Genomic DNA, 23582 nt, shown 5'->3' on the forward strand with positions numbered 1-23582 from the left:
CAAGAGCGCCCTTGTGCGACAGAAATTCGGTTGCATCCGGGCTTCGGAACCACCGACCATGTCCCGTATGCACCACATGGGGGAGTATTGATGAGCGCACGGCTTCGCGCCATCGCAAGAGAGACCGAGGCCATCGTCGAGCAGCGGTTCTACCGCACGCCCGCAGGGCGTGAAGTGAGTATCGAGCGTGCTCTGGCCGCCGCGCTTTCCGGGACCCGGCTGTACGGGCCCGAGCCGGTGCCCGTCGCCGTTCTGGACTCCGACCGCACCACGGTTTTCGAGGTAACCGGCGAGAGCAGCCTGCAGGCGGCGCGCCGGATGACGGGCGAAGGGCCCGGCAAGGTCGCCGTGCTGAACTTCGCCTCCGCCCGTAACCCAGGCGGCGGCTACCTCAATGGCGCGCAGGCCCAGGAGGAGGCGCTCTGCCGCGGCTCGGCGCTCTACGCCACCCTGCTGCGCGTCCCCGGCCACTACGCCCACCACCGCGCCGAACGCAGCGCCTTCTACACCGACCGGGTCATCCACTCACCCGGCGTACCGGTGTTCCGCGACGACCGGGGGCGCCTGCTGGACATCCCGTGCACCGTGGGCTTCCTCACCTCGCCCGCACCGAACGCCGGAGTGATCCGCAGCCGGACCCCCGAGGACGCCCCTCGCATCCCCGCCGCGCTCGCGTCCCGCGCCGAACGCGTGCTGGAGGTCGCTGCGGTGTGCGGTTACCGCAGGCTGGTGCTCGGCGCCTGGGGCTGCGGCGTGTTCCGCAACGATCCGGCGCAGGTGGCAGGTGCCTTCCGCGCGCTGCTCACCGACGGGGGCCGGTTCGCCGGGCATTTCGAGCAGATCGTCTTCGGTGTCCTCGACCGCGGTCCAGAATCGGCCACTCGTACCGAATTCGCTCGCACGTTCGAAAAAGAGCTGCGTTTGCCGGGACCGGACACTCCCCGACCCCGCCGTTGAGCCAGAGGGGTGGACATCGGCCGACACCGTGACGTCGAGCCGGAGGGTCAACGTCAGCCGCAAGGGCCGCCTCCCTCCCAGCCTGCCGGAGCGCCCTCTGCACCGGCCACCCGCGGCGGCAGGGCCGTCGGCGCCGTCTGCCGGTGCTGCGTCGGCGCGGGGCGGCCGAAACGGAGGTGGGCGCCGCATGTCGAGGACCCGGAGCAGTGGCCGGTCCGCGCCCGTGGCTGACGCACGAGGACCGGCCACACCCACCGGGAGCGGTCAGGAGGGTGTGCTCCCCTCCTGGTCACCCGTCACCGGAATGCGCTCCTTGCGCGGCGACGGCGGCACGGCGGGCGTGACACCGTTGCCCGGCGCCGAGGATCCTGCCGACTCGCCCTTCTCGCTCATCGCGGACAGCAGCTGCCGGGCCAGACCCAGCCCCGTGCCACCCATCGTCAGCGCCTTCGCGAACATCTCCGACATCCCGTCGGCGCCGTTCAGCAGCACCATGTGATCCACGCTACTGAAGGCACCCGCGCCCGCCTCGACGATCTCCGGCCACTTCTCCGCCAACTGCTGGGCGACAACGGCTTCCTGATTTTCCGCGAGGGCGGCAGCACGCGCCTTGATCGCTTCGGCCTCGGCCAGCCCCTTGGCCCGGGTCGACTCAGCCAGCGCCAGCCCCTTGGCCTGCGCCGCCGCTGCCTCCGCCTCACCGGTCGCCCGGGTCGCCGACGCGGCGGCGGCGCCGCGCGCCTTCGTGGCCTCGGCCTCCGCGATCGCCGCCGTCTTGACCCGGTTGGCCTCGGCGATCGCGGCGAGCTCCGTCTCCTTCGCATGCGCCTGGGCGGCCGAGATCCGGGCGTCGCGCTCGCCCTCCGCCAGCGTCCGCTTCTCGTACGCCTGGGCATCCGCGGGCTTCCGTACGTCCGCCTGCAGCTGCTGCTCGCGCCGCTGGGCCTCCAGTTCGGCGACCCGGGTCTCCTGGACCACGACCTCCTGCCTTGCCGCCGCGTCGGCGAGGGGTCCCGCCTGCCGAGACTTGGCCGCGGCCTTGTCCCGCTCGGCCTGATACCCGGCCTGCAGGATCTCGCTGTCGCGGGTCGCCTCCGACATCCGGGCGGCGGCCTGCTGCTCCGCCTCGGTGGCCCGCCGGTTGGCCTCGGCCTGCGCGATCCGGGCGTCCCGCTGCACCGCCGCGGCATGCGGCATGGCGAGATTCTTGATGTACCCGGTCGGGTCCTCGATCTCGTGGATCTGCAGCGAGTCGACGATCAGCCCGAGCTTCTCCATCTCGGTTCCGCACGCCGCCCGGGTCTGACCGGTGAGCTTCTCCCGGTCCCGGATCATGTCCTCCACGGTCAACCCGCCGACGATGGAACGGAGATGACCGGCGAACACGTTGTGCACCCGCTCCGACATCATCTTCTGCTGGTCGAGGAACCGACGGGCCGCATTGGCGATCGACACGAAGTCGTCGCCCACCTTGAAGATGACGACGCCGCGCACCCGCAGAGGAATCCCCTGATGCGTGACGCAATCGACGGACAGTTCCGTTTCGTTGAGGTCCAGGGACATCTTCCGTACCGCCTGCACGCCGGGCAGGACGAGTGTGCCGTGCCCGGTGACGATGCGGAATCCCATGCCCTGTCCGAGGCCCTCGGTCTTGTGCTTGGAACCGGAGATGACGAGTGCCTCATTCGGCTCGGCCACCCGCCACATGAGCTTGAACAGGCCGATCAACACAATGATGGCAGCGAGTACGAGACCCGCCGTGACGCCGATGACCATCGGCATGCGCCCCCTTATCGCAGTACCCCGTCGGCACTGCTGAACAGAGGGAGTCTTCTCCTGTGCGCGACGGCGGAGAAGAGGTGTGCGCAACCTTGCCGCAATCTTGACTGCCGCACCCGGAACGCCGGTCCTTCACGCACCTCAACTGTCGTAAGCAGGAGACACATAGACCGTGCGCGGCGGCAGATACTCGATCACCGTCACCACCGTTCCCGGCTCGATACGGACCCCCGGCGAGGCCGGATGGGCGAGGAAGTGCTCGGCGCCCCCACGGATCTGAACGATCACCTCACCGACCAGCCCCGGCCCCACCGTCCCGGTCACCCTGCCGAGCAGCCCCACCATCGACGAGTCATCCATGCCCCGGAGCGTACCCACCTTCAAGCGGTCTGGAAGACTGCCCGACGCCATGAGCCAGTTACCCAAGCAGCCCACCGAAGGCCCCGTTCCGACCAGCGCCGACGTGGCGCGGCTCGCCGGGGTCTCGCGGGCCACCGTGTCATACGTACTCAACAACAACCCGACCGTCCGGATCAGCGAGCCCACCCGTCACCGGGTCCGGGAGGCGGCCTCCGAACTCGGCTATGTGCCACACGCGGCGGCCCGGAGCCTGCGCGCCGGACACACCCGGACGGTGCTGATGCCCACCGGGAACCACCCGATCGGTCCGCTCCACCACCGCTTCCTCCATGAACTCGAATCCGGGCTGCGCCGCCTCGACTACACCGTGGTCCAGCACGGGAGCCTCGGACTGGACGCCGACGACGCCGCCCGGGCCTGGGCCGAACTCCGTCCCGTCGCCGTGATCGCACCCGGCGGGGTCGCGCTCACACCGCAGGGCATCGCCGTACTGCGGCGCTCCGGCGCCAAAGCGGTGATCACCCTCGGCCCGCAACCGGTGGACGACGCCCACGCCCTGGTCATGGACCAGCGAGAGGTCGGCAGTTGTGCGACCGGACATCTGCTGGAACGCGGACGGCGCCGGATCGGCGTCGTCATGCCCGAGGAACCGGGCCTCGCCCTGTTCGCCGATCCGAGGCTGTCCGGAGCCCGGCGGGTGGCAGCCGATTGCGGAGCCCTCATCGAGCCGTTGCCCCTGCGGTACGACGAGGAGTCGGCCGGCGAGCTTGCCGGCCGGTGGCGCACGCTCGGACTCGACGCCGTGTTCGCGTACGACGACGCCTACGCGATGCTTCTGATGCGGGCCCTCCAGGACGCGGGCATCGAGATACCGGGCGAGACGGCCGTGGTGGGCGCCGACGACCTGCTGCTCGGCAGGCTGCTGAGGCCCCGGCTGAGCAGTGTGCGGATGGAACTGGCCACGTCGCAGCCGCTGGCGGATATTGTCGACCGGCTGGTGCGGCATCCGGGAGGCGTGCCGGAGCGCCATGACCTGCTGAGGGCGCGGGCGATCCCCCGCGAGTCCAGCTGAGGGGGTTCAGCGCGGCAACGTGCGCGTCGCGCGTCGCTTGCTTAGCGTCATGACCATGAACCATCCGCAGAGTTACGAGATCCTGCTGGTCCCCGAGTTCACGGAAGGCCCCGCTGAGGCCCCGAAGGCCAAGGGCGCCTCCGAGGCCTCCGGAACCTCCGAGTCCGCCGATGCCGGCGGTGTCCGGCCCGTCGGCGCCCCTATCCGCTCTGCCGTCGTGACGGCCACCGGCGAGACGGGGGCGTCGGGCTACCCTCGGTACGCCGGGGAGGGCATGGTGGCGGACATCGATCCGGCGACCTGCGCGGTGGAGGCCCTGCTTGTCGACGGTGCCGAACTGGACTACGGGCTGTCGGTCAGGATCTCGGAGCGGACCGGCGACGGCTGACCGTCTGCTCTGGCAACTGCCTTGCGTAAAGCTAGAGTTGGGAAAACTGTTGGCGCGTGACATCCGTACCGTTCCGCGCGCGCAAAAGGGAGCAGCAGTTCGATCAATTCCCCTTTCGATCGGTGCGGCGTGACTACGATGTTGCAGGTTCAACCGGGCGAGATCACGTTCGATGGCCGAACGCAGCTCGCACGGCTGCGCCGGATCGCGTAGTCCCGCGAGGCCGCGGCCGCGCACTCCGGGCGCCCCATCGCATGGGACCACCCCTCGAACCGATCGACTGGAGAGTCTTCATGTCCCTGCTCGACCCCAAAACCTGGCAGTCCCGCACACTCGCGGGTGGTGAGTCGGATGTCGTCGAGCCCGCCACCGGAGAGGTCCTCGGACAGGTCACCCTCGCCGCACCCGAGGACATCGCGGCAGCCGCCGAGGCCGCGGCCGCCGCCCAGACCGCCTGGGCCCGCACCCCGCACTTCGTGCGCGCGGCCTTCCTGCGCCGGGCCGGTGACCTGTTCACCGCCCATGCGGACGAGCTGCGCGAATGGCTCGTAAGGGAGTCCGGATCGATCCCCGGCAAGGCCGACTTCGAGCTCCACGTCGCCGCCCAGGAGTGCTACGAAGCCGCCGCCCTCGCCTCCCGGCCGGCCGGTCAGGTCCTGCCCAGCGAGGACCAGCGGCTCTCCTACACCCGCAGGGTCCCGGTCGGGGTGGTCGGCGTCATCGCCCCGTTCAACGCGCCGTTGATCCTCTCCATCCGGTCCGTCGCGCCCGCACTGGCCCTCGGCAACGCGGTGCTTCTCAAGCCCGACCCGCGCACCGCGGTCTGCGGTGGGCTCTCACTCGCCGCGGTCTTCGCCGAGGCCGGACTCGGTGAGAACCTGCTGCATGTCCTGCCCGGCGGCGCCGAGGCCGGACAGGCGCTCGTCGCCGAACCTCGCGTCCCGGTCATCTCCTTCACCGGCTCCACCACGGCGGGCCGCGCCGTCGGCGAGGCTGCCGGGCGGCTCCTCAAGCGTGTGCACCTCGAACTCGGCGGCAACTCCGCCCTCGTCGTCCTGGAGGACGCCGACCTGGAGGGCGCTGTGGCGCAGGCGACCTGGGGCTCCTTCTTCCACCAGGGCCAGATCTGCATGACCACCGGCCGCCACCTCGTCCACGCCTCGCTGCACGACGAGTACGTCGAGCGGCTCGCCGCGAAGGCGGACGCGCTGGTTGTCGGCGACCCGCACCGTGAGCAGGTCCACCTCGGCCCGGTCATCGACCGCGGCCAGCTCGGCAAGATCCACCGGCTGGTCGAGTCGAGCACCGCACGGGGCGCGAAGCTCGCGGCGGGCGGCACCCACCGCGACCTGTTCTACCGCCCTACTGTCCTCACTCACGTCGACGACCGGACACCCGCCTACGCGGAGGAGGTCTTCGGTCCGGTCGCCCCCGTGCGGTCCTTCGGCACCCTGGACGAGGCCGCGGCGCTGGCCGCCGACAGCCCGTACGGACTCTCGCTGGGCATCGTCACCCGCGACACCGCCGTCGGCCTGGAACTCGCCGACCGGATCCCGACCGGCATCGCCCACATCAACGACCAGACGGTGAACGACGAGGCGGTCGCACCCTTCGGCGGCATCGCCGCGTCGGGCACCGGGGCGCGCTTCGGGGGTGAGGCCAACCTCGAGGCCTTCACCGACCTGCGCTGGACGACGGTCCGCCGCGAACCGGCCGGACACCCCTTCTAGGGCGTGTTTCGAAAGCCTCGTCTGCCAGGCGGCGCCCGGCACATGCCCTGGTCCGGCGGATCGGGGGCGGACACCCCTCGGGGATATCCGGATGCCGAAGGGGCCCGGCCGAACCGGCCGGGCCCCTTCACCGCGGCGCGCGCCGCCTACTTCGGTTCCTTCTGCTGGTTCTCGATGGACTTGCGGACCTCGTCCATGTCCAGCTTGCGGGCCTGTCCGATGACATCCTCGAGAGCCGCCTCCGGCAGGGCCCCCGGCTGGGAGAACACCGCCACATTGTCCCGGACGATCATCAGGGTCGGAATGGAACGGATCTCGAAGGCCGCCGCCAGTTCCTGCTGCGCCTCTGTGTCGACCTTGGCGAAGACCAGGTCGGCGTGGCGCTCGGACGCCGCGTCGTACACCGGGGCGAACTGCCGACACGGGCCACACCAGGAAGCCCAGAAGTCGATCAGGACGAACTCGTTCCCGCTGACGACCTGATCGAAGTTTTCCTTGGTGAGCTCTACGGTGCTCATGTTCTCGTTACCTCTTCCTGTGCCCGTTCGGACGTGTCCGGGACAACCGTGCCCGATTCCGCGCTATTCCGCCTGCCCATGTGGCCACGGCTCACACCCCCGGCCAGACTGTCCCCATGACAGTTGCTGTGGAGAATGTTGTGTACGACGTCGTGGTGATCGGTGCCGGACCCGTGGGTGAGAACGTGGCGGATCGGACCCGGGCCGCTGGACTGTCCACGGCGGTCGTCGAGAGGGAGCTCGTCGGCGGCGAGTGCTCGTACTGGGCGTGCATGCCCAGCAAGGCGCTGCTGCGCCCGATCGTGGCCCGCGCCGACGCGCGCAAGGTCCCCGGACTCAGCGCGGCGGTCCAGGGACCCTTGGACACGGCAGCCGTTCTCGCCCACCGTGACGAATACGCCTCGCACTGGAAGGACGACGGACAGGTCGCCTGGCTGGAGGGGATCGGCGCGGACGTCTACCGGGGTCAGGGACGTCTGACCGGCACGAAGGAGGTCTCCGTCACAGGCCCTGACGGCACCGAACACCGGCTGACCGCCCGGCACGCCGTCGCCGTCTGCACCGGCAGCCGCGCCGTCGTTCCCGGCCTTCCCGGAGTCGCCGACGCCCGCCCTTGGACCAGCCGCGAGGCGACCAGCGCCAAAGAAGTGCCGGGTCGACTGGTGATCGTCGGCGGGGGAGTCGTCGGCGTGGAGATGGCCACCGTCTGGCAGGCCCTCGGCGCGCAGGTCACGATGCTGATCCGCGGCAAGGGGCTGCTGCCGAAGATGGAGCCGTTCGCGGGCGAGCTGGTCGCCGAGGCCCTCACCGAGGCCGGAGCCGACATCCGTACAGGCGTCTCGGCCACCTCCGTGCGGCGTGCCGCCCCCGACGGACCGGTCACCGTGGAACTGGACAACGGTGAGCGCATCGAGACCGACGAGATCCTCTTCGCCACCGGCCGTGCCCCGCGCACCGACGACCTGGGCCTGGAGACGGTGGATCTGAAGCCCGGATCCTGGCTCGAGGTCGACGACACCTGCCGCGTCGAGGGCAGCGACTGGTTGTACGCGGTCGGCGACGTCAATCACCGGGCGCTCCTCACCCACCAGGGCAAGTACCAGGCCCGCATCGCCGGTGCCGCGATCGCCGCCCGCGCGCAGGGGGGCGCGCCGCTGGCGACCGGCCGCTGGGGCGCACACGCCGCCACCGCCGACCATGCGGCCGTCCCCCAGGTCGTCTTCACCGATCCGGAGGCCGCATCCGTGGGGCTCACCCTCGCCGCGGCCGAGCGCGCCGGGCACCGGGTCCGCGCCGTCGACCACGACCTCGCCGCCGTCGCCGGCTCCGGACTGTACGCGGATGGCTACCGGGGCCGCGCCCGCATGATCGTCGACCTCGACCGCGAGATCGTGCTCGGCGTCACCTTCGTCGGCCCCGGCATCGGGGAGCTGCTGCACTCGGCGACGGTCGCCGTTGCGGGCGAGGTCCCCATCGACCGGCTCTGGCACGCCGTCCCCGCCTATCCGACGATCAGCGAGGTGTGGCTGCGCCTGCTGGAGGCGTACCGGGGCTGAGTACGGCTGGTGCGTCGGCGTGTCCCGTCGTCCCTCCGAGGGACGACGGGACACGCCGACGGGGTCCGGCGTACCACGCAGACGCACCTACGCAGTGCCGGTGAGCGCACGGGGCTATGCGTGTTCCGGCTCTCACCAATAGTGGCGCCGGCCACCGATCCCGTGGCCGACAGCACCGAGAATCCAGAGGACCGCACCGATCAGCACGAGGGCGATGCCGATGGTCGACAAGAAGGCGAGCCCGGCCACCATGCCGACCACGAGCAGAATGACTCCGAGGACGATCATCGCGTCCCCCAATCTTTCAGGCCTACCTTTGAGTATGCGCCGGACGGCGCATCTCCGCGTCGCCGACGACTGCTGTCGCTCGTACTGCCGTCCCGGGCCGCCGCGCGGTGGCCGGCCGGTGGGCCGGAGAGCTCGTCGGACCTCGTCGGACAGCCGGGGTTCCAGGCCGACGACACGGCCGGTGGACCCCCTCGACCAGGCGCGACCGGGTCCGGCGAACCGCTACGCGACCCGCCTCTCCAGCATCGGTTGTTCCTCTTCCTCCTCGGGCAGCTTCACGTCGCTCACCAAGATGTTGACCTCCACGACCTCCAGACCGGTCATCCGCTCGATGGCGGCGATCACCTCGGTCCGGACCTCGCCCGTGAGCTCGACGATCGCGTATCCGTATTCGACGACGATCGACAGGTCGACCGCCGTCTGGACCTCGCCGACCTCGACCTTGACACCGCTGGTGACGGACTGACCTCCCGCTCCGGGCACCCGTTCCCGCACAGCGCCCACACCGCGGGCGAATCCCCCTCCCATGCCCTGGACTCCGGGCACGCCCCGGGCCGCCAGCCCGGCGATCTTCGCCACCACGCCGTCGGCGATCGTGGTTCGGCCCCGCGATCCAGGTTCCGTTCTGCGGTTTCCGCCGTGCGGTCCTGCTCCGTGCACGGCCTCGGATTGTGGGCGGGTGGTCTCGGGTTTCACCTGCGTTTGATCGGTCATGGCCGGTCGCCCTTCCGACGAGAAGGTGGATTCGAACGCTTTGGCCAGTTTACGTACCATTTGTCAACATTGCGCGAGTGATAGGGGTATGCGGGCGGATTCACGGGCGGATTCACGGGCGGGTCCGCCGCAGAGGGGATGGGTGGGATTCCGCGGTTCGTCACGGAGACGGCTCGCCCGCCCACCGTCTGTCCGCTGCGCTGGTGACCGCAGACGAAAGGTCGGCCCAACGATGCACCGGTGGCAGGGCCGTTGCGGTTCGCTGCGGTGTTCTTCGTCCAGTGGGACGGCTGCTGCGCCACACTCCGATCGTGGTCTTCCTGCCACAGGTGGCGAACCTCGGGGGCCTACACCATCCTGGGCTCCGCCTCCACGACCGCTTCGGTCGCACCGTTGACGAACTCGGACAGCCCGACCGGTCGTCGGGGATGCTGTGACCTGACGTCACCGGCAGGGCGGGCCGGTCCGGCGGTGGCGGGCGACGGGTTACGGGGCGTCGGTTCCGGTGTTCAAGGACCGGCCACAGCGCAGGTTCCAGCGGCCGGACCGGCCGCTGAGCTCTGTCAGTGTCAACGGGGCGACGTCCAACCGCCAGAACGCCTGCGGCGGAAGGCCCAGCGCATGCACGATCGCGGCGCGCACCACCGCGGGTTCGACCACAGCGATCAGGCGGCCGTCCCCGGCGCCGTCCCGATGCAACGAGTCCAGCCAGCCGCCCACTCGCGCACACAGGTCCAGTAGCGACTCGCCGCCGTGCGGTGCCGCCGAAGGGTCGGACAGCCAGGCCGACACCGCCTCCGGCTCGGCCTCGCTCACCTCCGCCAGCCGCTGCCCGCTCCAGCGCCCCAAGTTCCAGCCGTGGAGGACCGGTTCGGGCTCGGAGTGCAGCCCCAACGCCTCGGAGGTCCCGGCGCACCGTTCGTCCGCTCCGCACACCCGGCGATCGGCTGGAGGCACCGCGGCAGCGGCCGCACGCGCCCGCCGGACACCGGACGCGTCGAGCGGGGCGTCGCCGTCGAAACGGGCTTCACGCAACGCCGCATTGAGCGCCGGTGAGATCAACATCACGTGCACCGTCAACACCGGTGTCAACTCCCTGAACTGTGGCCTTTCGGGTAAGCACACCATGGCATCCGGGCCTCCCGGCCCCGCAGTCGGCGCCATGGCGGCGCGTGCCCGCAGGCGGTATGGTCGCGACGAACATGACGACGGTGTGACGGAAGTCCGGTGAGAATCCGGCACGGTCGCGCCACTGTGAACCCGTACTCCTGCGGGAAGTCAGACCCGGCACCGTCGTCTCAGGCACCACGATCGGGACGCGTGTTCCCTCAGGAGGTTCTGCCATGGCACAGACTGCTGCCCCCGCAACCGTCGCCACCCCCGCCATCACCCCCATCTCACTGAAGGCCATTGCCCCGTGGGCGGTCTTCTTCGGCATTCTCATGCTCGTTCTGCTGTACTTCGTCGGCGCAGAGCAGGGTGCCACCGCCGTCATCTCCGGCGAAGGTGTCCACGAGTGGGTCCACGACGGCCGTCACCTGCTCGGTTTCCCCTGCCACTGACGCGCTGCACACCTCAGGGGAACCGTTCATGAACTCCATATCTGTCAGAGCGCTGCTCGTCCGCGGCATGCTGGCCGGACTTGCCGCGGGCGCGCTCGCTCTTGCCGTCGCCTACTTCCTCGGCGAATCCCGGGTGGACGCGTCGATCGCGCTCGAAGAGGCTCACAGTCACGAGCACGGCGGTGAGGAACTCGTCAGCCGTACCATGCAGTCCACCGCGGGTCTCGCCACCGGTGTCCTGGTCTTCGGCGTGGCGATCGGCGGCATCGCCGCGCTGGTCTTCTGCTACGCACTCGGCCGCATCGGCAGGTTCGGCCCGAGAGCCACGGCCGCATTGATCGCGTTCGGCGCCCTGCTGACCGTGTACGTCGTGCCGTTCCTCAAATACCCGGCCAATCCGCCGGCTGTCGGAAATCCCGACACGATCGGCCAACGCACCACCTTGTTCTTCCTGATGGTCGCCCTCAGCGTGCTGTTGGCCGTCGCTGCCGTCATCTTGGGCAAGCGGCTGGCTCCCCGCCTGGGCAACTGGAACGCGTCCATCGCCGCGTCCGCCGCCTATGTGCTCGTCATCGGGCTGGCCTACGCCTTCCTGCCCTCGTTCAACGAGGTCGGCAAGGACTTCCCGGCCAGTCTGCTGTGGGAGTTCCGCCTTGCCACCCTCGCCGTTCAGGCCACGCTGTGGACCACTTTCGGTCTGGTCTTCGGCTATCTGACCGAGCGGCTGCTGGCGCCCAAGGCCGGCGCAGTGACGGCCGGGGACGGTCCCACGTCCCACGCGGCCGCCGCTGCGAGCTGAGGCGCCGGCCGACTCGTCGGCCGTATGACGGCAGAACCCACCGGGATGCCCCGGTGGGTTCTGCCGTCTATGCGGCGTCCGTCGCGTCGGTCGCTTCAGTCACGTACGTCGGATGCGTTGTGTCCGACGCCTCCGATGGCTCCGGCGTGTCCGACCAGTCGATCAAGAAGTGCTTCAGCCGGTCGTCCGCCCTGACGAAGCGCATTCCTGCTGCCATCATGACGTGGTGGGACGCGATGTTGTCGAGGTCGGCATCGCCGATCACGGCGGCGACACCCTCGCCGCGGGCGAACTCCAGCAGTGCCCGCAGCGCCTCGGAGGCGTACCCCTTGCCGCGCGCCGCAGGGGTCAGGCCGTAGCCGATTGTCACCTGCCCCTCCGCGTCCGGAACGCCGTGAAAGCCCACTCCGCCTATGGTGTGTCCGTCCTGACGGAGGCGGATCTCGTAGGCGCCGAACGGCTGGGGATTGCCGGTGTCGGCGCAGTGCTCCAGGAAATGCCGGGCCCCGGCCGCGTCGCCGTCGCCGGGGTACTCCGGTGCCCATAGGGCACCCGGCCCCGGACGGCGGGCCACGATGTTCTCCGCCTCGGCGGGACTCAGCGGGTGGAGTACGAGTCGAGGTGTCAGAAGATCTCTCATGACTCGTCGGACTATCACGGCGGCGAGGTTCGGCGCACCGGAATTATCGGAGTTTTTGCTGTCGGAAGGAGTGGGCGGCCGGGTCGGCATGCGCACGCCGACCCGGCCCACCGCCTGAGGCGGCGTGAGGAGGGCGGGGCTTCTCCGCCGGACAGCGTCCGTCCCGAAGCCCCGCCGGCTCAGCTGCTCACGTCCTCCCCGAAGTCCCCGGACATCGCCGCCGCCATCCGCAGATGAGGCTTCGCCTCCTCCTGCCGGCCCTGCCGCTCCAGGGTGCGGCCGAGCATCAGCCGCGCGTAGTGCTCCACCGGGTCGCGCTGCAGCACCGCCCGCAGCTCTGCCTCGGCCTTGCCGAGCCGCGCCGAGTGGTAGTAGGCGCGGGCCAGCAGCAGCCGCGGCGCGACCTGCTCCGGCGCTTCCTCGACCAGTCCGCCCAGGATCCGGGCCGCGGTCAGGTACTCCTTGGCCTCGAAGAACATCTGGGCGCGGTCCCAGCGGTCGGCTGCCGTGCCGAACTCGTAATACGTCTCGTTCATTTGCCCTCCTCGGTCGCAGCCTTGGGTGATCCGTCGGGCCATGCATCCAGTCGTTCGCGCGGCCCGCCTTCAGCCTGCACAACACCACACTATGGTTGAACATTCCACCAAACTTTTGGCGTGGGTACCGACCGCCCGCGCCTGCGCAGGAATAGGTTGAGCGCCATGAGCAATCTCGATCGCCAGGCCGCACTCTCCGTCTGCGGCGGCCGGGGCTTTGTCGTCGCCGACCCGGTGCGTGAACTCCTCACCCCGCGTCACGTCCAGCTCGGCGAGTCCACCGAGGTTCGCAGGCTGCTGCCCAACCTCGGCCGCCGGATGGTCGGAGCCTGGGCCTTCGTCGATCACTACGGCCCCGACGACATCGCCGACGAACCCGGGATGCAGGTACCGCCCCACCCCCACATGGGCCTGCAGACGGTCAGCTGGCTCCACGACGGCGAGGTGCTTCACCGCGACAGCCTGGGGAGCCTGCAGACGATCCGGCCGCGCGAACTGGGACTGATGACCTCCGGCAGGGCCATCAGCCACTCCGAGGAGAGCCCGAAGCCGCACGCTCGCTTTCTGCACGGCGCTCAGCTCTGGGTTGCGCTGCCCGACGCTCACCGCCAGATCGAGCCGCACTTCCAGCATCACACCGACCTGCCGACCGTCACCGCCCCCGGCCTCACCGCCACGGTGATCCTCGGCGAGCTGGACGGCGCCACCTCGCCAGGCACCGCCTACACCCCGATCGTCGGCGCCGACATCGCCCTGACCGGTGGCGCCGAGGCACGCCTGCCACTCGATCCGGATTTCGAGTACGCCGTGCTGTCCATGTCCGGCGAGGCGGAGGTCGACGGCGTGCCCCTGCTGCCCGGCTCGATGCTCTACCTCGGCTGTGGCCGCACCGAACTTCCGCTGCGCGCCGACTCCGACACGGGGCTGATGCTCCTCGGGGGCGAGCCCTTCGAGGAGGAGATCGTCATGTGGTGGAACTTCGTCGGCCGTACGAACGAGGAGATCGCCCAGGCTCGCGAGGACTGGATGGGCGGTTCCCGCTTCGGCGAGGTGAAGGGCTATCAGGGAGGTCCGCTGTCCGCTCCCGAACTCCCTCCGGTGCCCCTCAAGCCCCGGGGGCGTGTGCGCTGACCTGCGAGGACAGTCCTGCGGCGATGTCCCGAGAGGCGCTGTCCGGCTGGAGGCGGAGGCCGGGCCCGACCGTGAGGACCTGGCCATCCTCCAGCACGCCGTCCAGATACGTCTCCGCGCGGGCCTTGCCGCAGTCGTGGACGTCGAGGCAGAGCATGTGGCCGCTGTTGCACAGGGTGTAGCGGCGGCAGGGGCCGCGGCGGCCTTCGCCGCGCGGCCGCGCCCGGCCGCCCCCAACCTGTTCGACGAGGTCCAGCGGCTCGCCAGGTCCCCCAACGTCACCGTCGCACCAGCCCCGGCGCCCGGGCCGCGGGACGCATCCCCAGGGTCGTCCGTCGATACCAACGCCGACCACCTCGCCGCCTACCGGCTCGACCGGCACGGCAACCAACCCCATCGGAGACCCGCGCCGCTTCCCCTACGACCTGTCCGGCACCACCGCTCACCGCGACGCCCAGATCCGCCACGCGCTGACCCGCCTGATCAACTGGGCCAAGCAGGCCGGGGCCGCCGCGATCGGCATTGAAGACCTCGACTTCACCGACGAGAAGACCTGGGAAACTCTTGGCGGTCACATAGCAATGTGACATATTACTGCCGTGCCCAAGAGACACTCTCTGGACGTCGTCATCGTCGGTGCCGGCGTCGTCGGAGCCGCCTGCGCGTACTACGCGAGCCGCTCCGGCCTCTCCGTCGCCGTCGTCGACCGCGGTTCCGTCGCGGGCGGCACCACCGGTGCGGGGGAAGGCAACCTGCTCGTCTCCGACAAGGAAGCGGGTCCTGAGCTCGACCTCGCGCTGCTGTCCACGCGACTCTGGCGCGAACTGCGCTCGGCCCTCCCGCCGGAGATCGAGTACGAGCCCAAGGGCGGCGTGGTCGTGGCGCCCGACGAGGCCGCCCTGTCCGCCCTGCGTGCCTTCGCCGAAGGCCAGCGCGGGGCGGGCATCGAGGCCCACGAGGTCGCCGCGGATGGGCTCCATGACCTCGAACCCCATCTGACCCCCGGCCTTGCCGGGGCCTTCCACTACCCCCAGGACGCCCAGGTCCAGCCCGCCCGGGCCGCCGCCGAACTGCTGCGCGCGGCCGCCCGCCACGGTGCCCGGCTGCACCTTGGCGAAGAGGTCACCGAGATCCTGACCGGCCTGGACGGCGCCGTCCGCGGGATACGCACCCCGCGCGGCGAACTCCTCGCCCCGGCCGTCGTCAACGCCGCCGGCACCTGGGGCGGACAGCTCGCCGGACTCGCCGGCACACACCTCCCGGTACTGCCCCGCCGCGGTTTCGTCCTCGTCACCGAACCGCTGCCGCGGGTCGTCCGCCACAAGGTGTACGCCGCGGACTACATCGCCGACGTCGCCAGCGGCTCTGCCGCCCTGCAGTCCTCCGCCGTCGTCGAGGGAACCCCCTCCGGGCCCGTTCTGATCGGCGCCACCCGTGAACGCGTGGGCTTCGAACGGACCTTGTCCACCGAGGCGCTGCGCCGCCTCGCGGGCCAGGCCGCGGCTCTCTTCCCGGTCCTCGCCGACGTCCACGCCATGCGCGGCTACCACGGCTTCCGCCCCTATCTCCCCGACCACCTCCCGGCGATCGGTCCCGACCCGAGGGTGCCCGGCCTCCACCACGCCTGCGGCCACGAGGGAGCCGGGATCGGCCTCGCTCCGGCCACCGGGCTGCTCGTCGCCGCCGTTCTGAGCGGCGGTCGGCCCGCCTTGGACCTGACCCCGTTCCGTCCCGAACGCTTCGACCGCGAAGGAGCCGACCGATGAGCCCCGACCCTTCACCGCAGGCGCTCGTACGGGCGGAACCGGAGGCGTCGTTCGAGGTCACCTTCGACGGCCGTCCGCTGACCGCGCTGCCCGGGCAGAGCCTTGCCGCCGTTCTCTGGGCCGCCGGCATCCTCGCCTGGCGCACCACCCGGGGCGGCGGTGCGCCGCGCGGAGCGTTCTGCGGCATCGGCGTTTGCTACGACTGCCTGCTCACCGTCAACGGCCGCCCCAATCAGCGTGCCTGTTTGGTCCCCGCCCGGCCCGGCGACATCCTCACCACCCAGGAGGGGACCGGCCATGCCGACCTCGCCGTCTGAACCGACCGACCTCGCCGTCGTGGGCGCGGGCCCCGCAGGGCTCGCGGCCGCCGTCGCCGGGGCCGACCTGGGCCTGCGCGTCACCCTGCTCGACGCGGGGGAGCGGCCCGGCGGGCAGTTCTACCGCCACCCCGCGCCGGGTCTCGGCGCCCGGCGCCCGGAAGCCCTGCATCACGGCTGGCGCGCCTTCGCCGGAAGGGCGCACCGACTGCGGGATCACGAGCGGCACGGCGGGGTCACCCATCTGACCGCCCATCATGTGTGGACCGTCGTCCGCGACTCGGACTGCTGGCAGCTGCACGCCGTCGCCGGTCCCGAGGAGACGCCCGCCACGGTCCATGCCCCCGCGGTGCTGCTCGCCACCGGCGCGTACGAGAGGCAACTTCCCTTCCCTGGCTGGACCTTGCCCGGGGTCGTGGGTGCGGGCGGCGCGCAGGCCATGCTCAAGTCCGGCCTGGTGCTTCCCGGCAAGCGGATCGTCGTGGCCGGCAGCGGCCCGCTGCTGCTGGCCGTTGCGGGATCGCTCGCCGCCGTCGGCGCCCGGGTGCCCGCCGTCGTGGAGGCCGCCTCCTACACGGCGTACGCGCGTGAAGCCCCCTCCCTCGTACGCAACCCGGGCAAGCTCGTCGAGGGCGCCGTGCACGGAGGTGGCCTGCTGCGGCACTCCGTCCGTCTGCTGACCCGGCACGCGGTCACGGCCGCCCACGGCACCGGACGGGTCGAGGCCGTCACCGTCTCCCGCCTCGACCGTGACTGGCGGCCCGTGCCCGGTACCGGTCGGCGCATTCCGTGCGACGCGCTCGCGGTGGGCCACGGCCTGGTCCCCCAGCTGGAACTGGCCACCGGACTCGGCTGTGCCACCCGTCGCACCCCCGACGGCACCCTCGCTCTGGAACTCCACGGTCACCAGCGCACCTCCGTTCCCGGTGTCTGGGCGGCGGGGGAGACCGGCGGCATCGGAGGCGCCGAACTCGCCCTCACCGAGGGCGAACTGGCCGCCGCGTCCATCGCCCACGAGCTGCACGGCACTCCATACCCGCGGGCCGTGGCCGGGCTCGCCCGGCGCCGGGCGCGACTGCGTGCCTTCGCCGACGCGATGGCCGCCGCGCACCGGCCGGGGCCCGGCTGGACCGACTGGCTGGACGACGCCACCGATGTGTGCCGCTGCGAGGAGGTTTCGGCCGGCGCCATAAGGGAGGCCGTGGCCGAACTGGGCGCGCGCGACGCCCGGACCGTCAAGCTGCTGACCCGCGCCGGTATGGGTTGGTGCCAGGGCCGGATGTGCGGTCAGGCGGTGGCGTGTCTGGCAGGCGAGGAACCCGCGGCGGACCGGCGCCCGCTGTCCTGCCCGGTTCCGCTGAAGCACCTCGCCGAACTGCCGCCCCCGGCGGATGTCGGCGCGGAGGACTGACGCCGAGAAGCTGACGGCCGCCCCACCGTGGCGGCCGTGCGGGCACGACGGGCCCTTGTGGCCTCCGTGCATGCCTTAGTAAAATGTCACACCTCACAGGACTAGGAGTCTCACGTCATGACCGCAGAGTCCACCGCATCCCGCAACCACCCCTGGCGCGGAATCATGGTCGCCACTACCCTGCCGCTGCGCGACGACCTTTCCGTCGACTACGACGCCTACGCCGAGCACGTCGCCTGGCTCATCGCCAACGGCTGCGACGGCGTCGTCCCCAACGGCTCCCTCGGCGAGTACCAGACGCTCACCGACGAGGAGCGCGCCCGCGTCGTCCGTACCGCAGTCGAGGCCGCGGGCGACGGATCCCGCGTGATGCCCGGTGTCGCCGCGTACGGCAGCGCGGAGTCGGGCCGTTGGGCCGAGCAGGCCGCCGAGGCCGGCGCGGGCTCCGTTCTGCTGCTCCCGCCGAACGCCTTCCGCGCCGACGAATCCGCCGTACGCGCCCACTACAGCGAGGTGGCGAAGGCCGGCGTGCCCATCGTCGCGTACAACAACCCGCACGACACCAAGGTCGACCTGACGCCCGCCCTGCTCGCCCAGCTGCACCGGGACGGCAGCATCGTCGCCGTCAAGGAGTTCAGCGGCGACGTCCGCCGGGCCTACGAGATCGCCGAACTCGCCCCCGGCCTCGACCTGCTGATCGGCGCCGACGACGTTCTGCTCGAACTTGCCCTCGCCGGAGCGGTCGGCTGGATCGCCGGCTATCCCAACGCCCTGCCCGCCACCTGCGCCACCCTCTACCACGCCGCCGTCGCCGGCGACCTGGAGACCGCGCTGCCGCTCTACAAGTCCCTGCACTCGCTGCTGCGCTGGGACTCCAAGACCGAGTTCGTCCAGGCCATCAAGCTCTCCATGGACATCGCGGGACGCACCGGCGGTGCCGTCCGACCGCCGCGCTTCCCGTTCACCGGCGCGCAGGAGGCGTCCGTGCGCGCCGCCACCGAGAAGGCACTCGCCGAGGGCCTCAAGTAGTAACAACCGGCCGAGAAGGGGACTTCATGCGTACCCGTCACGTCTTCCATGCCGTCGACTCGCACACCGAGGGCATGCCGACCCGCGTCATCACCGGCGGTGTCGGTGTCATCCCCGGCGCCACCATGGCCGAGCGCAGGCTGCACTTCATCGAACACCTCGATCACATCCGCACCCTGCTGATGTACGAGCCGCGCGGCCACTCGGCCATAAGCGGCGCGATCCTCCAGCCGCCCACCCGGCCCGACGCCGACTACGGCGTGCTCTACATCGAGGTGTCCGGGCTGCTGCCGATGTGCGGCCACGGGACCATAGGCGTCGCCACCGTGCTCGTCGAGACCGGCATGGTGCCGGTCGTGGAACCGGTCACCACGGTCCGCCTGGACACCCCGGCGGGACTGGTGAGCGTCGACGTACGGGTCGAGGACGGTGCGGCGAAGTCCGTCACTCTCACCAACGTCCCGGCCTTCTGCGTTGCGCTCGACCGCAAGGTGGAAGTGCCGGGACACGGCACGGTCACCTATGACATCGCATACGGCGGCAACTTCTACGCATTCGTTCAGCTCGACTCCCTAGGCCTGCCCTTCGACCGCGCCCGCAAGGACGACCTCCTCGCCGCCGGACTCGCCATCATGGACGCGATCAACGCCACCGACCGGCCCAACCACCCGGAGAACCCGGAGATCAGCGGCGTCAAGCACGTCTATCTCGCGGCCCCCGGCTCCGACGCGGTCCGCTCCCGGCACGCTATGGCCATCCATCCGGGCTGGTTCGACCGTTCGCCGTGCGGCACGGGCACCTCGGCCCGGATGGCACAGCTGCACGCCCGCGGCGAGCTCCCGCTCGGCCGCGACTTCGTCAACGAGTCCTTCATCGGTACCGAGTTCACCGGCCGCCTGACCGAGGAGACCACCGTCGGCGGACTGCCCGCAGTCGTCCCCACCGTCACCGGACGAGCATGGATCACCGGCACCGCCCAGTACTTCCTGGATCCGAGCGATCCGTTCCCCGGAGGCTTCCTGCTGTGACCGTCGTACGCACCACCGACTACCACACCGCGGGCGAACCCTTCCGCATCGTCTCCGAAGGGCTGCCCGCGATCCCCGGCGACACGGTCGCCGAGCGCTGCGCCAACACCATCGGTGCCGGCGGATCCGGCACCGCCCCCCGTTCCGGCCCGCTCGACGACATCCGCCGGCTGCTGGTCCAGGAACCCCGCGGCCACGCCGGGATGTACGGCGGCTTCGTCGTCCCGCCCGACGACGACGGCGCTCATCTCGGCGTCCTCTTCTGGCACAAGGACGGCTTCTCCACCGCCTGCGGGCACGGCACGATCGCGCTCGGCGCCTGGGCGGTGGACAGCGGACTGGTCGCCGCGCCCGACGACGGCTCCGTCCAGGTCCGTATCGACGTTCCTTCGGGCCGGGTGTCCGCCACCGTGCACCGCGAGGCCGGCCGCACCACCGGCATCACCTTCCGCAACGTCCCGGCCAGGGTGGCCGCCCGCAAGATCCCCGTCGCCACCAGCCGGGGCATGGCCGACGTGGACATCGCGCACTCGGGAGCCTGCTACGCCTCGGTGCCCGCGGCGCAGCTCGGCCTCGACGTGAACGTCGCCTCGCTGGACGATCTCGTGCGCGCCGGCCAGGAGATCCGGGCAGCACTGGCAGGCCATCCCGCCACCTGGCACCCCGACAGCCCGCTGCTGTCCGGCGTCTACGGCGTGATCCTGTACGAGGAGCTGCCCGACACCCCCCTGGGGCCCGCGCAGTGCAACGTCACCGTCTTCGCCGACGGCCAGATCGACCGGTCGCCCTGCGGCTCCGGTACCTCCGCCCGCCTCGCGCTGCTCGCCGAGGACGGCAGGCTGGGCCCCGGCGACTCCCTGCACCACGAGTCGGTCATCGGCACGGTCTTCACCGGCCGGGTCGTCCCCGGTACGGACGAAGGCATCGTCACCGAGGTGACCGGCACCGCGCACCGGACCGGGGAGCACACCTTCGTGCTGGAGCCCGGCGACAGCCTGGCGACCGGATTCCTGCTGTGAGGGGCCGACTGTGAAAGACCTCCTGTTCATCGACGCGGACGACATCGCCCGCGTGCTGTCCCCCTCCGCCGCGGCCGACGCCGTGGCCGAGGTCCTGAGGGCGGGCCTCGACCCGGAGACCTGCCCGCCCCGCGCCAACGTCCCGGTACCGGCCGGCGAGTTGCTGCTGATGCCGGCCGCCACCGGGGCGTACGCGGGGGTGAAGATCGCCGGTGTGGCCCCGGCCAACCCCGGGCGCGGGCTGCCCCGTATCACCGGCGGATACCTGCTGCTGGAGGGCGCCACCCTGATGCCCGTGGCGCTCCTGGACGGCGCCGCGCTGACGTCCCTGCGCACCCCGGCGGTCTCCGCCGTGGCCATCCGGCACCTGGCCGTACCCGACGCCGAGCACTTGGCGCTGTTCGGCGCCGGCCCGCAGGCGTACGGCCATCTGGAAGCGGTTCTCGCAGAACGGCCATTGACCAGGGTGACCGTCGTGTCCCGTACCGCGTCGGCCGCCGAGGCTCTTGTCGCGCACGCCCGTACGGCATTCGGCCTCGACGCCCGCACCGGAACCCCGGACGAGGTGTCCGGTGCTGATCTGGTCGTCTGCTGCACCACGGCACGCGAGCCGCTCTTCGACGGGCGACTGGTTCCCGAGCACGCCACCGTCGTCGCCGTCGGCTCGCACGAACCGGAGGCCCGCGAGACGGACACCGCGCTGGTGCGCCGCTCCCGCGTCTTCGTCGAGGCGCGCTCTGTCGCACTGAGGGAAGCCGGAGATCTGATCATTCCACAGCGGGAAGGGGCCCTCGCGCCTGACCAGATCGTCGGGACACTCGCCGATCTCGTGTCCGGCCGGACCGCCCCCGGACCCGGTGGCCCCCGCTTCTTCAAGAGCGTGGGCATGGCCTGGGAGGACCTCGCTGTCGCGGCCGCGGTCCACCGGGCCCTTGAGTGGACGCCCAGCACAACGTGACATTGTACGCTGGGTGCCTCGCGAACACTCGGAGGAACGACCATGGGCGACCTGAAGCAGCGCACTCTGATCACTGCCCGGGAGCGGCTGCGTGATCAGGTCGCCCAGGCCCTGCACGCCGCACTGATCGCCGGCGAACTGCGCCCGGGACAGATCTACTCAGCGCCCGGTCTCGCCGCCGACTTCGGCGTCTCGGCCACGCCGGTGCGCGAGGCGATGCTCGACCTCGCGCGCGAGGGTCTTGTCGAACCCGTACGCAACAAGGGTTTCCGGGTCACAGAGTTGAGCGAGCGCGACCTCGACCAGTACACCGAACTGCGTGCTCTCATCGAGGTTCCCACCATCGGCAGGATCACCGAGAAGTGCTCCCGGGACGCGATCGAGGACCTCCGCCCCCTTGCCGAGGCCATCGTGGAGCGCGCCCGCGAGCACGACCTCATCGGCTATCTGGAGGCGGACCGCCGCTTCCATCTCGCCCTCCTCGCCCTGTCCGGCAACGAGCGGCTGGTCGAGACGGTCGGCGATCTGCGCAAACGCTCGCGGCTGTACGGCCTCACCGCGCTCGACGAGCGCGGTGAGCTGATCTCCTCCGCCGAGGAGCACCTCGAGCTCCTCGACCACATGGTGACCGGTGACCCGGAGGCCGCCATGGCCTGCATGACCCGGCATCTCGGACACGTACGTTCCGTGTGGGCACAGGACCACGACGAATCCGTCTGACCGGGGCCCAAGTGGATGCCCGGCCACCGGTGGTCATTCCCAGGGCGCTCCCCTGGGTCGTGAACGCCCGCTTTGGCGCACGGGCGTACCCGGCGTGGCGTACGGGAAGCTCTGGACGGGATCGGCGTGGACATCGATCTGGTCATCGAAGCTTCGCGACCAGTCGTCGTCCCGCCGCTCAGAGCCAGCCGCGGCGGCCGGCCTGGACGCCGAGCTGGAAGCGGGTCTGCGCGCCCAGGACTTCCTGGAGGCGGGCGATGCGGCGCGCCACTGTCCTTTCGCTGACGCCGAGTTCGCGGGCGATGGATTCGTCGGTGAGTCCGCCGCTGAGGTAGGTGAGGAGCTGCCGGGTGTCGTCGGTGGGGGCGTCGCCGACGTCGTCCATGGACTCGTCGGTGGTGGGGAGCGGAACGGCCATCTGCCAGTAGGACTCGAACACGCCGATGAGGCCGTCGAGCAGGGCGGATTGCTGTACGGCGATGTGATGGCGCCACTGATGGTCCCGCGGGGGTACGTGGACGACGGCGAAGCGGTCGTCACAGATCAGCAGGTTCAGCGCGACGTTGGGGAAGACGCGGGCGCGTTCACCGAGGGTGACACAGGCATTGATGGCCTCCCGGCCCAGCGGGTCACGCAGTACCTGGGCGCCGTAGACCACTGAGTACGCGACGCCGCGCGCGAGCGCCTCCCGACAGCCGGGCGCCACGTTCGGGGGCGTGGCGAGGCGGCCGGGGGAGCCGATGGACAGAGCGCGGACCTGTTGCACCGCCTCGTCATGGACGCGCCGAGCCAGCGCTTTACGGGGCTCCTCCGCGCGAACGATCTCGATGTATCCGGGGCCTTCGGGGTGGTGATCGCGCCAGAACTGGGAGAGTTCGTCGGCGCCGTCGCGCAAAGCACCGAGTTCTTTGGCGCGGATCTCCGCGAGGGCTTCCAGCGCGGCGCGCGGGGGGCGGGCGAGGAGCCGCTCGCCATCCGGTTCGACCAGACCCAGGCCGGTTAGTTCGCCGGCTGCCGCGTCGACGGCGTCCGGGGTCACGCGCAGGATGCTCGCCAGTGCGGCCGACGTTGTCGGGCCGCGCTGGACGAGCGTGAGGTAGGTGTCCTCAGCAGTCGCGGTGAGCCCAATAGCCCGAAGTGGATGCATATTCCAATCATTGCACCGATCCACTCCATGTCGAGATCATGTTCACATGGTGACTGCCGTTGGGCAGGGTGTGGCCGGAGTGATGTTTCGTCAGGCGAGAGACAGTCGCAGTCACATTGATTGTTCGCATGGGCACATGGAGCGTGTCAGGTTCTTG

General features: G+C 70.8%; 25 protein-coding genes, 2 pseudogenes and 1 riboswitch. Of the genes and pseudogenes, 17 read left to right on the forward strand and 10 right to left on the reverse strand.

Going from position 1 to position 23582, the window contains the following annotated elements; genetic code table 11:
- Positions 1-90: 90 nt before the first annotated feature.
- Positions 91-957 carry a TIGR02452 family protein gene (locus ACNPQM_RS22295; protein WP_418085453.1) on the forward strand — a complete coding sequence of 289 codons (867 nt, stop codon included), beginning with the start codon at positions 91-93 and terminating at the stop codon, positions 955-957.
- Between the two features lie 264 nt (positions 958-1221).
- Here ACNPQM_RS22295 and ACNPQM_RS22300 read toward each other — a convergent pair whose 3' ends face one another.
- Complete coding sequence (locus ACNPQM_RS22300) at positions 1222-2739, reverse strand: flotillin family protein (protein ID WP_418085454.1); 1518 nt, start codon at positions 2737-2739, stop codon at positions 1222-1224.
- A gap of 138 nt (positions 2740-2877) precedes the next feature.
- The gene (locus ACNPQM_RS22305; protein WP_418085455.1) at positions 2878-3096 is read right to left on the reverse strand and encodes a hypothetical protein; all 219 of its coding nucleotides are present in this window, start codon (positions 3094-3096) and stop codon (positions 2878-2880) included.
- Between the two features lie 49 nt (positions 3097-3145).
- Here ACNPQM_RS22305 and ACNPQM_RS22310 point away from each other — a divergent pair, with 49 nt between their 5' ends.
- From ACNPQM_RS22310 to ACNPQM_RS22320, 3 genes are all read left to right on the forward strand, one after another.
- Positions 3146-4168 carry a LacI family DNA-binding transcriptional regulator gene (locus ACNPQM_RS22310; RefSeq protein WP_418085456.1) on the forward strand — a complete coding sequence of 341 codons (1023 nt, stop codon included), beginning with the start codon at positions 3146-3148 and terminating at the stop codon, positions 4166-4168.
- 55 nt (positions 4169-4223) lie between these two features.
- Positions 4224-4556, forward strand: a complete 333-nt coding sequence (locus ACNPQM_RS22315; protein WP_418085457.1) for a hypothetical protein — start codon at positions 4224-4226, stop codon at positions 4554-4556.
- A gap of 293 nt (positions 4557-4849) precedes the next feature.
- Positions 4850-6286, forward strand: coding sequence for an aldehyde dehydrogenase family protein (locus ACNPQM_RS22320; protein WP_418085458.1), 1437 nt, complete (start codon positions 4850-4852; stop codon positions 6284-6286).
- A gap of 146 nt (positions 6287-6432) precedes the next feature.
- Here the strand turns inward: ACNPQM_RS22320 and trxA are convergent, their stop codons facing one another.
- Positions 6433-6804, reverse strand: a complete 372-nt coding sequence (trxA, locus tag ACNPQM_RS22325; protein WP_418085459.1) for a thioredoxin — start codon at positions 6802-6804, stop codon at positions 6433-6435.
- Between the two features lie 116 nt (positions 6805-6920).
- Here trxA and ACNPQM_RS22330 point away from each other — a divergent pair, with 116 nt between their 5' ends.
- Positions 6921-8360 carry a dihydrolipoyl dehydrogenase family protein gene (locus ACNPQM_RS22330; protein ID WP_418085460.1) on the forward strand — a complete coding sequence of 480 codons (1440 nt, stop codon included), beginning with the start codon at positions 6921-6923 and terminating at the stop codon, positions 8358-8360.
- Positions 8361-8492: 132 nt separating this feature from the next.
- Here ACNPQM_RS22330 and ACNPQM_RS22335 read toward each other — a convergent pair whose 3' ends face one another.
- From ACNPQM_RS22335 to ACNPQM_RS22345, 3 genes are all read right to left on the reverse strand, one after another.
- Positions 8493-8648 carry a hypothetical protein gene (locus ACNPQM_RS22335; protein ID WP_418085461.1) on the reverse strand — a complete coding sequence of 52 codons (156 nt, stop codon included), beginning with the start codon at positions 8646-8648 and terminating at the stop codon, positions 8493-8495.
- A gap of 222 nt (positions 8649-8870) precedes the next feature.
- Positions 8871-9362, reverse strand: a complete 492-nt coding sequence (locus ACNPQM_RS22340) for an Asp23/Gls24 family envelope stress response protein (RefSeq protein WP_418085462.1) — start codon at positions 9360-9362, stop codon at positions 8871-8873.
- A gap of 486 nt (positions 9363-9848) precedes the next feature.
- Positions 9849-10427 (reverse strand): histidine phosphatase family protein, encoded by a 579-nt coding sequence (locus ACNPQM_RS22345; protein WP_418085463.1) that lies wholly within the window; start codon positions 10425-10427, stop codon positions 9849-9851.
- Positions 10428-10553: 126 nt separating this feature from the next.
- Positions 10554-10702: riboswitch (adenosylcobalamin (AdoCbl) riboswitch) on the forward strand.
- A gap of 3 nt (positions 10703-10705) precedes the next feature.
- On the opposite strand from ACNPQM_RS22345, the gene ACNPQM_RS22350 reads away from it, so the two are divergent.
- Both ACNPQM_RS22350 and ACNPQM_RS22355 read left to right on the forward strand, forming a co-directional pair.
- Positions 10706-10924 (forward strand): CbtB domain-containing protein, encoded by a 219-nt coding sequence (locus ACNPQM_RS22350; RefSeq protein WP_358859456.1) that lies wholly within the window; start codon positions 10706-10708, stop codon positions 10922-10924.
- Positions 10925-10952: 28 nt separating this feature from the next.
- On the forward strand, positions 10953-11723 hold the full coding sequence (locus ACNPQM_RS22355; protein WP_418085464.1) for a CbtA family protein: 771 nt from the start codon (positions 10953-10955) through the stop codon (positions 11721-11723).
- A 67-nt stretch (positions 11724-11790) separates the two neighbouring features.
- Here ACNPQM_RS22355 and ACNPQM_RS22360 read toward each other — a convergent pair whose 3' ends face one another.
- Both ACNPQM_RS22360 and ACNPQM_RS22365 read right to left on the reverse strand, forming a co-directional pair.
- On the reverse strand, positions 11791-12363 hold the full coding sequence (locus ACNPQM_RS22360) for a GNAT family N-acetyltransferase (protein ID WP_418085465.1): 573 nt from the start codon (positions 12361-12363) through the stop codon (positions 11791-11793).
- Positions 12364-12542: 179 nt separating this feature from the next.
- A complete protein-coding gene (locus ACNPQM_RS22365) occupies positions 12543-12899 on the reverse strand; it encodes a tetratricopeptide repeat protein (RefSeq protein ID WP_358859459.1) in 357 nt (118 codons plus the stop codon).
- 165 nt (positions 12900-13064) lie between these two features.
- Between ACNPQM_RS22365 and ACNPQM_RS22370 the strand changes: the two genes are divergently transcribed.
- On the forward strand, positions 13065-14030 hold the full coding sequence (locus ACNPQM_RS22370) for a pirin family protein (RefSeq protein ID WP_358859460.1): 966 nt from the start codon (positions 13065-13067) through the stop codon (positions 14028-14030).
- 40 nt (positions 14031-14070) lie between these two features.
- Here the strand turns inward: ACNPQM_RS22370 and ACNPQM_RS22375 are convergent.
- Positions 14071-14226 (reverse strand): annotated as a pseudogene (locus ACNPQM_RS22375) (aminopeptidase P family protein); the annotation flags it as partial.
- Positions 14227-14364: 138 nt separating this feature from the next.
- Between ACNPQM_RS22375 and ACNPQM_RS22380 the strand changes: the two are divergent.
- The 9 genes and pseudogenes from ACNPQM_RS22380 to ACNPQM_RS22420 form a co-directional block, all read left to right on the forward strand.
- Positions 14365-14599: pseudogene (locus ACNPQM_RS22380) on the forward strand (IS200/IS605 family accessory protein TnpB-related protein); the annotation flags it as partial.
- Positions 14600-14629: 30 nt separating this feature from the next.
- Entirely contained in the window at positions 14630-15796 is a 1167-nt protein-coding gene (locus ACNPQM_RS22385) for an NAD(P)/FAD-dependent oxidoreductase (protein WP_418085466.1), read from the forward strand.
- Positions 15793-16113, forward strand: a complete 321-nt coding sequence (locus tag ACNPQM_RS22390) for a (2Fe-2S)-binding protein (protein WP_358859462.1) — start codon at positions 15793-15795, stop codon at positions 16111-16113. Before ACNPQM_RS22385 ends, ACNPQM_RS22390 begins: the two co-directional genes overlap by 4 nt.
- Entirely contained in the window at positions 16094-17524 is a 1431-nt protein-coding gene (locus tag ACNPQM_RS22395) for an NAD(P)/FAD-dependent oxidoreductase (protein ID WP_418085467.1), read from the forward strand. Before ACNPQM_RS22390 ends, ACNPQM_RS22395 begins: the two co-directional genes overlap by 20 nt.
- Positions 17525-17641: 117 nt before the next feature.
- A complete protein-coding gene (locus tag ACNPQM_RS22400; protein ID WP_418085468.1) occupies positions 17642-18553 on the forward strand; it encodes a dihydrodipicolinate synthase family protein in 912 nt (303 codons plus the stop codon).
- Between the two features lie 26 nt (positions 18554-18579).
- Positions 18580-19581 (forward strand): proline racemase family protein, encoded by a 1002-nt coding sequence (locus tag ACNPQM_RS22405; RefSeq protein ID WP_418085469.1) that lies wholly within the window; start codon positions 18580-18582, stop codon positions 19579-19581.
- Positions 19512-20600 (forward strand): proline racemase family protein, encoded by a 1089-nt coding sequence (locus ACNPQM_RS22410; protein WP_418085470.1) that lies wholly within the window; start codon positions 19512-19514, stop codon positions 20598-20600. Before ACNPQM_RS22405 ends, ACNPQM_RS22410 begins: the two co-directional genes overlap by 70 nt.
- A gap of 10 nt (positions 20601-20610) precedes the next feature.
- Positions 20611-21558 carry an ornithine cyclodeaminase family protein gene (locus tag ACNPQM_RS22415; RefSeq protein ID WP_418085471.1) on the forward strand — a complete coding sequence of 316 codons (948 nt, stop codon included), beginning with the start codon at positions 20611-20613 and terminating at the stop codon, positions 21556-21558.
- 42 nt (positions 21559-21600) lie between these two features.
- Positions 21601-22278, forward strand: a complete 678-nt coding sequence (locus ACNPQM_RS22420; RefSeq protein WP_418085472.1) for a GntR family transcriptional regulator — start codon at positions 21601-21603, stop codon at positions 22276-22278.
- A gap of 178 nt (positions 22279-22456) precedes the next feature.
- Here ACNPQM_RS22420 and ACNPQM_RS22425 read toward each other — a convergent pair whose 3' ends face one another.
- Positions 22457-23425 carry a helix-turn-helix transcriptional regulator gene (locus tag ACNPQM_RS22425; RefSeq protein WP_418085473.1) on the reverse strand — a complete coding sequence of 323 codons (969 nt, stop codon included), beginning with the start codon at positions 23423-23425 and terminating at the stop codon, positions 22457-22459.
- Positions 23426-23582: the final 157 nt, after the last annotated feature.

The organism is Streptomyces sp. NPDC056231, assembly GCF_048270745.1.
Classification (GTDB): Bacteria; Actinomycetota; Actinomycetes; order Streptomycetales; family Streptomycetaceae; genus Streptomyces.

What these genes read in the sequence shown, in the direction of transcription:
- ACNPQM_RS22295 (WP_418085453.1), top strand. Translation starts at nt 91, where the DNA reads ATGAGCGCACGGCTTCGCGCCATCGCAAGAGAGACCGAGGCCATCGTC.
- ACNPQM_RS22300 (WP_418085454.1), bottom strand. Translation starts at nt 2,739, where the DNA reads ATGCCGATGGTCATCGGCGTCACGGCGGGTCTCGTACTCGCTGCCATC.
- ACNPQM_RS22305 (WP_418085455.1), bottom strand. Translation starts at nt 3,096, where the DNA reads ATGGATGACTCGTCGATGGTGGGGCTGCTCGGCAGGGTGACCGGGACG.
- ACNPQM_RS22310 (WP_418085456.1), top strand. Translation starts at nt 3,146, where the DNA reads ATGAGCCAGTTACCCAAGCAGCCCACCGAAGGCCCCGTTCCGACCAGC.
- ACNPQM_RS22315 (WP_418085457.1), top strand. Translation starts at nt 4,224, where the DNA reads ATGAACCATCCGCAGAGTTACGAGATCCTGCTGGTCCCCGAGTTCACG.
- ACNPQM_RS22320 (WP_418085458.1), top strand. Translation starts at nt 4,850, where the DNA reads ATGTCCCTGCTCGACCCCAAAACCTGGCAGTCCCGCACACTCGCGGGT.
- trxA (WP_418085459.1), bottom strand. Translation starts at nt 6,804, where the DNA reads ATGAGCACCGTAGAGCTCACCAAGGAAAACTTCGATCAGGTCGTCAGC.
- ACNPQM_RS22330 (WP_418085460.1), top strand. Translation starts at nt 6,921, where the DNA reads ATGACAGTTGCTGTGGAGAATGTTGTGTACGACGTCGTGGTGATCGGT.
- ACNPQM_RS22335 (WP_418085461.1), bottom strand. Translation starts at nt 8,648, where the DNA reads ATGATCGTCCTCGGAGTCATTCTGCTCGTGGTCGGCATGGTGGCCGGG.
- ACNPQM_RS22340 (WP_418085462.1), bottom strand. Translation starts at nt 9,362, where the DNA reads ATGACCGATCAAACGCAGGTGAAACCCGAGACCACCCGCCCACAATCC.
- ACNPQM_RS22345 (WP_418085463.1), bottom strand. Translation starts at nt 10,427, where the DNA reads ATGTTGATCTCACCGGCGCTCAATGCGGCGTTGCGTGAAGCCCGTTTC.
- ACNPQM_RS22350 (WP_358859456.1), top strand. Translation starts at nt 10,706, where the DNA reads ATGGCACAGACTGCTGCCCCCGCAACCGTCGCCACCCCCGCCATCACC.
- ACNPQM_RS22355 (WP_418085464.1), top strand. Translation starts at nt 10,953, where the DNA reads ATGAACTCCATATCTGTCAGAGCGCTGCTCGTCCGCGGCATGCTGGCC.
- ACNPQM_RS22360 (WP_418085465.1), bottom strand. Translation starts at nt 12,363, where the DNA reads ATGAGAGATCTTCTGACACCTCGACTCGTACTCCACCCGCTGAGTCCC.
- ACNPQM_RS22365 (WP_358859459.1), bottom strand. Translation starts at nt 12,899, where the DNA reads ATGAACGAGACGTATTACGAGTTCGGCACGGCAGCCGACCGCTGGGAC.
- ACNPQM_RS22370 (WP_358859460.1), top strand. Translation starts at nt 13,065, where the DNA reads ATGAGCAATCTCGATCGCCAGGCCGCACTCTCCGTCTGCGGCGGCCGG.
- ACNPQM_RS22390 (WP_358859462.1), top strand. Translation starts at nt 15,793, where the DNA reads ATGAGCCCCGACCCTTCACCGCAGGCGCTCGTACGGGCGGAACCGGAG.
- ACNPQM_RS22395 (WP_418085467.1), top strand. Translation starts at nt 16,094, where the DNA reads ATGCCGACCTCGCCGTCTGAACCGACCGACCTCGCCGTCGTGGGCGCG.
- ACNPQM_RS22400 (WP_418085468.1), top strand. Translation starts at nt 17,642, where the DNA reads ATGACCGCAGAGTCCACCGCATCCCGCAACCACCCCTGGCGCGGAATC.
- ACNPQM_RS22405 (WP_418085469.1), top strand. Translation starts at nt 18,580, where the DNA reads ATGCGTACCCGTCACGTCTTCCATGCCGTCGACTCGCACACCGAGGGC.
- ACNPQM_RS22410 (WP_418085470.1), top strand. Translation starts at nt 19,512, where the DNA reads ATGGATCACCGGCACCGCCCAGTACTTCCTGGATCCGAGCGATCCGTT.
- ACNPQM_RS22420 (WP_418085472.1), top strand. Translation starts at nt 21,601, where the DNA reads ATGGGCGACCTGAAGCAGCGCACTCTGATCACTGCCCGGGAGCGGCTG.
- ACNPQM_RS22425 (WP_418085473.1), bottom strand. Translation starts at nt 23,425, where the DNA reads ATGCATCCACTTCGGGCTATTGGGCTCACCGCGACTGCTGAGGACACC.